This is a genomic window from Negadavirga shengliensis (assembly GCF_042652345.1).
Lineage (GTDB): Bacteria > Bacteroidota > Bacteroidia > Cytophagales > Cyclobacteriaceae > Negadavirga > Negadavirga shengliensis.
Genome location: NZ_JBHSJJ010000055.1, coordinates 1 through 596 on the forward strand (window position 1 = coordinate 1; position 596 = coordinate 596).

A 596-nucleotide genomic window follows, 5' to 3' on the forward strand; every position below is an offset into this window, starting at 1 on the left:
CCAGAACTTGTCGTGTTGATCTCATAGCCGTTCAGCGTGGATTTGTTCACGATTGATTTGGTCTGCCGCACAGCCGGACGGATCCATGCCGACAAAGTAATGGCCTCGGTGATGTTCAGGGAAGAGTGGTTGTTGACCTCCGCAAACCTTCCCGTGGTCCCTGGCAAATTCAGGGCAAGACCGTCCACACCCGTGACCCAGGTCACGTTGCTGCTGTTCCTCAGGGTCCCGTTGTTGTTGTTGCCTGAATGGTCCACGATTGTGCTGCCGCTTCCCTCTTCCATTTTCCAATGGGCAACCAACTGGGCGGAGGGCCCGGGTTCAGCAGTTGCGGTGGTGAACGTTCTGGCTTCCGACCAGTCACCCGGTCCGGCACTGTTGGCCGCACGCACACGCCAGTGATACTGCGTGGCATATGACAGATCCGGTATTTCCGCGCTTGTCCCTGTCAGGCCATCCGTATTGTAGACCGAACCGCTGAAATCGGAGTTGGCAGATACCTGCAGGTGGTAAGAGGTGGCTCCCGTCACCGCATTCCAACTGAGGGTCGGCGGAAGGACAACGCCCGTAGCGTTGTTCGAGGGCGACACAAGAGA

General features: G+C 57.7%; 1 protein-coding gene. It reads right to left on the minus strand.

Annotation, left to right across the window (positions count from 1 at the left end; translation table 11 throughout):
- Positions 1 to 596, minus strand: a 596-nt coding sequence (locus ACFPFU_RS25670; RefSeq protein ID WP_377069613.1) for a fibronectin type III domain-containing protein, incomplete at both ends; no start/stop codon positions are given.